The following is a 6,146-nucleotide window of genomic DNA, read 5'->3' as shown; positions in this document are numbered from 1 at the left end:
CGCCTACACCGGGCAGCCCGCCCAGATCACCCACGGCCCGCGCAGCCGCCCCCGGGTCGCCCTCACCTTCCACGGCCAGGGCGACCCCCACCTCGCCGAGTCCCTGCTCAGCACGGCCGAACAGCGCGGTGCCCGGCTCACGGTGCTCGCCGTCGGCACCTGGCTGGACGAACACCCCGCCCTCGCCCGCCGCATCCTCGACGGCGGCCACGACCTCGGCAACCACACCCAGCGGCACGTCGCCGTCAACGCCATGGCCGAGCCCGAGGCCCGCCGGGAGATCACCGACTGCGCCGAACGCCTGAAGCGCCTCACCGGATCCATCGGCACCTGGTTCCGCCCCTCCCGCTCCCCGACCGCCTCCCCGCTGGTCGCCGGGCTCGCCCGGGCCGCGGGCTACCCGCACGTGCTCTCCTACGACGTCGACTCGCTCGACTACACCCGGCCCGGCGCCGACGCCATCACCCGCAAGGTCCTGGCCGACGTGCGCGCGGGATCGGTGGTGAGCCTGCACTTCGGCTACCCGGACACGGTCGCCGCCCTCCCCGCCGTACTCCACGAACTAGACCGGCGCCGGCTGCGCGCGGTCACCACCACGGAGCTGCTGAGCTGATGCAACCCACACGAGCCGCCCGCCTCCTGGCCGCCGGAGCCGCCCTGACCGCCCTGACGCTGCTGTCCGCGTGCGGAAGCGGCACCCAGCACCGCGAGGACGAGGCCCTCGCCAGCAAGCCGCCGGTCCAGCCGGAGCTGCGCAAGCAGCAGGTGAGCGTGTTGCCCGGGATGCCCCCGGTGCAGGACGCCACCGACCTCTACGCCGCGGACCGCCCGAACCGGCTCTCGCCCGTCGTCAAGGACTTCCCCTCCCGGGTCTACGTCCCCAACACCAACTCGAACACCGTCACCGTCATCGACCCGGCGACCTACCGGGTGCTGGAGACCATCCCGGTCGGCCGTCAACCGCAGCACGTGGTGCCGTCCTGGGACCTGAAGACCCTCTGGGTCAACAACGATCTCGGCAACAGCCTCACCCCCATCGACCCGAGCACCGGGAAGGCCGGCAAGCCGGTCGACGTGCACGACCCGTACAACCTGTACTTCACGCCCGACGGCAGGTACGCCGTCGTCATGGCCTCCAAGGACCGCCAGCTCGTCTTCCGGGACGCGCACACCATGAAGATCGCCAAGACCTTGCCCGTCGGCTGCTCCGGCGTCAACCACGCCGACTTCTCGATCGACGGCCGGTACTTCATCGTGTCCTGCGAGTTCAGCGGTGAACTGCTCAAGGTGGACACGGCGCGGATGGAGGTCGTCGCCCAGCAGAAGCTGCCGTACACGGGCGCCATGCCCCAGGACGTCAAGATCTCCCCGGACGGCAAGCTGTTCTACATCGCCGACATGATGGCCGACGGGGTGTGGATCCTGAACGGGGACACCTTCGACCGGCCGAGGCTGCTCGCCACCGGCAAGGGCGCCCACGGGCTCTACGTCAGCCGGGACTCCCGGGAGATGTACATCTCCAACCGGGGCGAGGGCACCATCTCCCTGTTCGACTTCACCCAGAACCGGCTCACCAAGAAGTGGCGCCTGCCCGGCGGCGGCAGCCCCGACATGGGCGGCGTCTCGGCCGACGGCAAGGTGCTGTGGCTCTCCGGCCGCTACAACTCCGAGGTGTACGCCATCGACACCCGCACCGGCACCGAACTGGCCCGCATCAAGGTCGGCAGCGGCCCGCACGGCCTGGCCGTCTACCCGCAGCCGGGCCGCTACTCACTCGGGCACACCGGCGTCTTCCGCTGAGCCGTCGCCGGCCGGTGCCCGGCCGAGCAGCAGCGCCTCCGCGCCCACCGCGCGGTAACCCGCCGCCTGGAACGCCCGCATGCTGCGGGCGTTCCCCGGCGAGACCTGCGCCCACACCGGCTCCGCCGCCAGTTGCCGGGCCGCCGTCACCAGCGCCCGGCCCAGCCCCCGGTGCCGGACGCCGTCGTCCACCTCGACGGACACCTCGAGCCGGCCGCCGACCCCGCGGCCCATGACCAGCACACCGCCGTCAGCCGTCCACACCCGCACCGCGTCACGCCGCCCGCGGGCGTAGCGGACACGGGGGTGGCCGGCGTCCTCGATCTCCCGCAGCGCGAGCGCTGGCCGGCCCGGTAGGGGCGCGCCGACCAGCAGCGCGTCGACGGTCTCGGCCCCGCGCCCGGTACGGGCCATGAGGGAGGCGAGGAAGACCGGGTTCATCGGCGCGGCGAGCGGGTCGCAGTCCACGGCGGCCAGGGCGCCCCGCACCCACCGCGGGTCCTCGTCCGTGAAGACCACGGAGTGCGCGGTGAACGCGAGCACCCCCGCGTCCCGCGGGCAGTGCTGCGGCACGACCGTCGTCCCGCCGTCCGCCGGCGGGAAGACGCCCCGCGCCGCCGCGTCGAGTATCTCCGCCAAGGTCTCCACCACCGCGCTCCTCCGCTCGCACCGGCCCGCACGGACCGGTACCGGCCCCCGTCGGCCGGCAGGCCCAGACTCGCAGACGGGATCGACGACGGCACCCGGCTTCTCCTCGTCCGGGTGGCCGCGGTACGGGACGTGCGCGGGGGCCGTTAATCTGACCAGCGTCAGTACGCCAGCACGGCATGAGCAACACGAGCAAAAAGGGGCGGATCGGTGGCGGACATCGAGGAAGCACGCAAGCAGTTCCAGCGGATCGACGCGGACGGTGACGGGTTCATCACCGCCGCCGAGTTCAAGTCCGCGCTGGCCCAGCAGGGTGACTGGAACGTCACCGACACGGTGGCGGAGGCCATCATCAGGACCCGTGACCTCAACGGCGACAAGGTGCTGTCGTTCGACGAGTTCTGGGCCTACCTGGCGAAGTGACCCGCGGCAGGGGTGCCGTCCCGCACGGAGGGCACCCCTGACCCGGCCGTCCGCAGGGCCGTGTCCACGGCCTACGACGCGGCCCAGGCGCGCAGCGCGGCCTTGGAGGCGAACGCGGCCACGTCCTTGTCGTGCGGCTCGCTGCTGTACTGGTGGAAGCGCCAGTCGGCCTTGATCCGCGGCTTGCCCGCGGTCACGTAGTCGGCGATCCAGAGGCCGTCGCCGGCGTAGGACGTGACGTCCTTGTTCAGCCAGTAGTCCCGGTTGGTGTACAGCAGGACCTTGTTGTGCGGCCGCAGTGCCTGCACCTTACGGATGAACAGGTCCTTCTCCGCGTTGCTCGCGTGGGTGCCGTCGCCGGTGGTCTCCCAGTCGACGGCGAGCAGATCGCCCCCCTTCTCCGGGGCGTGCGAGACGAAGTACTCGGCCTGGGCGCCGATCTGACCCGGCCACAGGAAGTGGTAGAAGCCGACGACCAGTCCCGCGTCGCGGCCCCTCTTGGTCTGCGCGGAGAGTCTCGGGTTGACGTACGAACGCCCCTCCGTCGCCTTGATGAAGACGAAGGAGAGGCCGTCCGTGTCGTACGACGAGGACTGGAACGCGCTGACGTCGATGCCGTGGAGCATGGGGGACTCCCTGAGTGCCAGTGGGGAGACAGGAGTTGACTGATATATGCCCACCCTGGCACGGCCGATCCGCCCGTGTACCCGGAACCTCAGCCCCGGTCCGTCACCGCGCCCAGCACCGACGCCGGCTTGGCCGACCAGTCGGACGTGATCAGGCTGGCGTGGTCCCCGGCCAGCAGCGTCAGCCGGGCGGCGACCTCGGCGTCCGTGGGGTTCGTGGAGGAGATCGCCGGGGAGACCCCGTCGGCGCCCGTGGTGATCAGGATGTAGTGGTTCGCCGAGTAGAACGACGTGTCGTAGCCGTTGTTCACGTACGCCGCCGCGTCACCGTCGAAGAAGACGAACCAGGGCCGGATCGAGGCGTCGTAACGGCTGGTGCGCGGGTCCCCGTTCGCGGCGCCGAGCACCGCAGGGAAGGCCTGCGCCCGGCCGATGTTCCCGGCCGCGTACAGGTCGCGCAGGTGCTCGCCGTACTCCTTGTCCGTCCAGTAGTGGTCGAACGGGTTGGACTGCTCGACCGTGCCCGGGATCAGCTCGAAGAGGAACTTGCCCCGCAGCGAGTCGCGGGCCGGCCAGGCGTCGGCCCGGGCCGCCGCGTCCAGGGAGGAGTAGGTCCCGCCGAGCAGGTCGGCCGGCTTGAACACGCTGTCGCCGAGCTTCTGCGAGACCAGCGTGTCGAACGCGGCCGGGCCGAGCCCGGCGTTGTTGTTGAACCCCACCTTCATCTCGACCTTGAACACGATCGGCGGGTGGTCGGGGTGCAGCTGGTTCCAGGCCGCGATGTTGTCCAGGCAGCTGCCGAGGTCCTGGTTGCGGCTCTTGCTGTACAGGTCGCTCGGTGTCTTGGCGGCCTCGCAGTTGTTGTCGTTGCCGAGCGGGTTGCTGTGACTCACCCGCCACCGGTGGGTGAGGCTGTCCACGTACACGTCCAGTTCCAGCAGCGAGGCGCCGGAGTCCAACGCCTGTGCGAAGTACGTGTACTTGGCCTTGTCGTACGCGTTGTGCGTCCCGATCGCCGTCGTCTGGGAGAACTTCGGCGACGCCGCCTGGGCGTGCCCCGGCACCGCTACCGCCAGCACGGCCACACCCAGCAGCGCCGCCAGCCGTCTCACCGCACGCATGACTCAACTCCCCTGAATCGTCACGGACTTGGCCGCAGACTAGGGGTAGTTGATTACTGCTCGGTAGCCCTTGGAAGGACAGAGGGGAACGGAACCGGCCGCCCCCCGGCGCCGTTCGTCAGCACTCGATGATGTTCACCGCGAGCCCGCCGCGCGCCGTCTCCTTGTACTTGACGGACATGTCGGCGCCGGTGTCCTTCATGGTCTTGATGACCTTGTCCAGGGACACCTTGTGCGAGCCGTCGCCGCGCATCGCCATCTTCGCCGCGGTGACCGCCTTCACCGCGGCCATGCCGTTGCGCTCGATGCAGGGGATCTGGACCAGGCCGCCGACCGGGTCGCAGGTCAGGCCGAGGTTGTGCTCCATGCCGATCTCGGCCGCGTTCTCCACCTGCTCGGGGGAGCCGCCGAGCACCTCGGCCAGGGCGCCGGCGGCCATGGAGCAGGCCGAGCCGACCTCGCCCTGGCAGCCGACCTCGGCGCCGGAGATGGAGGCGTTCTCCTTGAAGAGCATGCCGATGGCGCCGGCCGCGAGGAGGAAGCGGACCACCCCGTCCTCGTCGGCACCGGGCACGAAGTTGATGTAGTAGTGCAGAACGGCGGGGATGATGCCCGCGGCGCCGTTCGTCGGGGCCGTCACCACCCGGCCGCCGGCCGCGTTCTCCTCGTTGACCGCCATCGCGTAGAGCGTGATCCACTCCATGGCGTGGGCCAGCGGGTCGCCCTCGGCGCGCAGCTGGCGGGCCGAGAGGGCCGCACGGCGGCGCACCTTCAGACCGCCCGGCAGGATGCCCTCGCGGGACATGCCCCGCTGGACGCACTCGCGCATCACCCGCCAGATCTCCAGCAGACCCGCGCGTATCTCGTCCTCCGTGCGCCAGGCCCGCTCGTTCTCCAGCATCAGGGAGGAGATGGACAGGCCCGTCTCCTTCGTCAGGCGCAGCAGCTCGTCACCGGTGCGGAACGGGTACTTCAGCACCGTGTCGTCCAGCACGATGCGGTCCGCGCCGACCGCGTCCTCGTCCACGACGAAACCGCCGCCGACCGAGTAGTACGTCTTGGTGAGAAGCTCGGCGCCCGAGGCGTCGAAGGCCCAGATCGTCATGCCGTTGGCGTGGTACGGGAGCGCCTTGCGGCGGTGCAGCACCAGGTCGTCGTCGAAGGAGAACGCGATCTCGTGCTCGCCGAGGACCGAGAGCCGGCCCGACGCCTTGATGGCCGCCACCCGGTCGTCGGCGCCCTCCACGTCCACCGTGCGCGGCGAGGCGCCCTCCAGGCCGAGCAGCACCGCCTTCGGGGTGCCGTGGCCGTGGCCGGTCGCGCCGAGCGAGCCGTACAGCTCGCAGCGCAGGGAGGCGACGGAACCGAGCAGGTCCTCGTTGCGCAGGCGGCGGGCGAACATACGGGCCGCGCGCATCGGGCCGACCGTGTGGGAACTCGACGGGCCGATGCCGATCGAGAACAGGTCGAAGACCGAGATGGCCACGGGGACTCCTCAAGAACGGGGGTGGTGCGAAAGGGGGCGGTG

The 6,146-nt window shown here is 70.8% G+C and carries 7 protein-coding genes; 3 read left to right on the top strand and 4 right to left on the bottom strand.

The window, feature by feature from the left end:
• The coding region (locus V7E45_RS38130) for a polysaccharide deacetylase family protein (protein WP_333778861.1) at positions 1 to 613 on the top strand (613 nt) is incomplete at its 5' end.
• Positions 613 to 1,800, top strand: a complete 1,188-nt coding sequence (locus V7E45_RS38125) for a YncE family protein (protein WP_333778860.1) — start codon at positions 613 to 615, stop codon at positions 1,798 to 1,800. The genes V7E45_RS38130 and V7E45_RS38125, both read left to right, overlap by 1 nt.
• On the opposite strand, the gene V7E45_RS38120 is transcribed toward V7E45_RS38125, so the two are convergent.
• Positions 1,771 to 2,448 carry a GNAT family N-acetyltransferase gene (locus V7E45_RS38120; RefSeq protein ID WP_333778859.1) on the bottom strand — a complete coding sequence of 226 codons (678 nt, stop codon included), beginning with the start codon at positions 2,446 to 2,448 and terminating at the stop codon, positions 1,771 to 1,773. The genes V7E45_RS38125 and V7E45_RS38120 overlap by 30 nt on opposite strands.
• Positions 2,449 to 2,658: 210 nt before the next feature.
• On the opposite strand from V7E45_RS38120, the gene V7E45_RS38115 reads away from it, so the two are divergent.
• Positions 2,659 to 2,871 (top strand): EF-hand domain-containing protein, encoded by a 213-nt coding sequence (locus tag V7E45_RS38115; protein ID WP_333778858.1) that lies wholly within the window; start codon positions 2,659 to 2,661, stop codon positions 2,869 to 2,871.
• A gap of 71 nt (positions 2,872 to 2,942) precedes the next feature.
• On the opposite strand, the gene V7E45_RS38110 is transcribed toward V7E45_RS38115, so the two are convergent.
• The 3 genes from V7E45_RS38110 to V7E45_RS38100 all read right to left on the bottom strand — a co-directional run bounded on the left by V7E45_RS38110 (position 2,943) and on the right by V7E45_RS38100 (position 6,104).
• Entirely contained in the window at positions 2,943 to 3,497 is a 555-nt protein-coding gene (locus V7E45_RS38110; RefSeq protein ID WP_333778857.1) for a GH25 family lysozyme, read from the bottom strand.
• Between the two features lie 89 nt (positions 3,498 to 3,586).
• Positions 3,587 to 4,618, bottom strand: coding sequence for a phosphatidylinositol-specific phospholipase C domain-containing protein (locus V7E45_RS38105; RefSeq protein ID WP_333778856.1), 1,032 nt, complete (start codon positions 4,616 to 4,618; stop codon positions 3,587 to 3,589).
• A 118-nt stretch (positions 4,619 to 4,736) separates the two neighbouring features.
• Entirely contained in the window at positions 4,737 to 6,104 is a 1,368-nt protein-coding gene (locus V7E45_RS38100; RefSeq protein WP_333778855.1) for an L-serine ammonia-lyase, read from the bottom strand.
• Positions 6,105 to 6,146 lie beyond the last annotated feature (42 nt).

Source organism: Streptomyces sp. IBSBF 3136, from assembly GCF_036815105.1.
Lineage (GTDB): Bacteria > Actinomycetota > Actinomycetes > Streptomycetales > Streptomycetaceae > Streptomyces.
This window is presented reverse-complemented; position numbering and strand designations above follow the sequence as displayed.

Coding starts and splice junctions, on each gene's coding strand:
- V7E45_RS38125 (WP_333778860.1), top strand. CDS start 613: ATGCAACCCACACGAGCCGCCCGCCTCCTGGCCGCCGGAGCCGCCCTG.
- V7E45_RS38110 (WP_333778857.1), bottom strand. CDS start 3,497: ATGCTCCACGGCATCGACGTCAGCGCGTTCCAGTCCTCGTCGTACGAC.
- V7E45_RS38105 (WP_333778856.1), bottom strand. CDS start 4,618: ATGCGTGCGGTGAGACGGCTGGCGGCGCTGCTGGGTGTGGCCGTGCTG.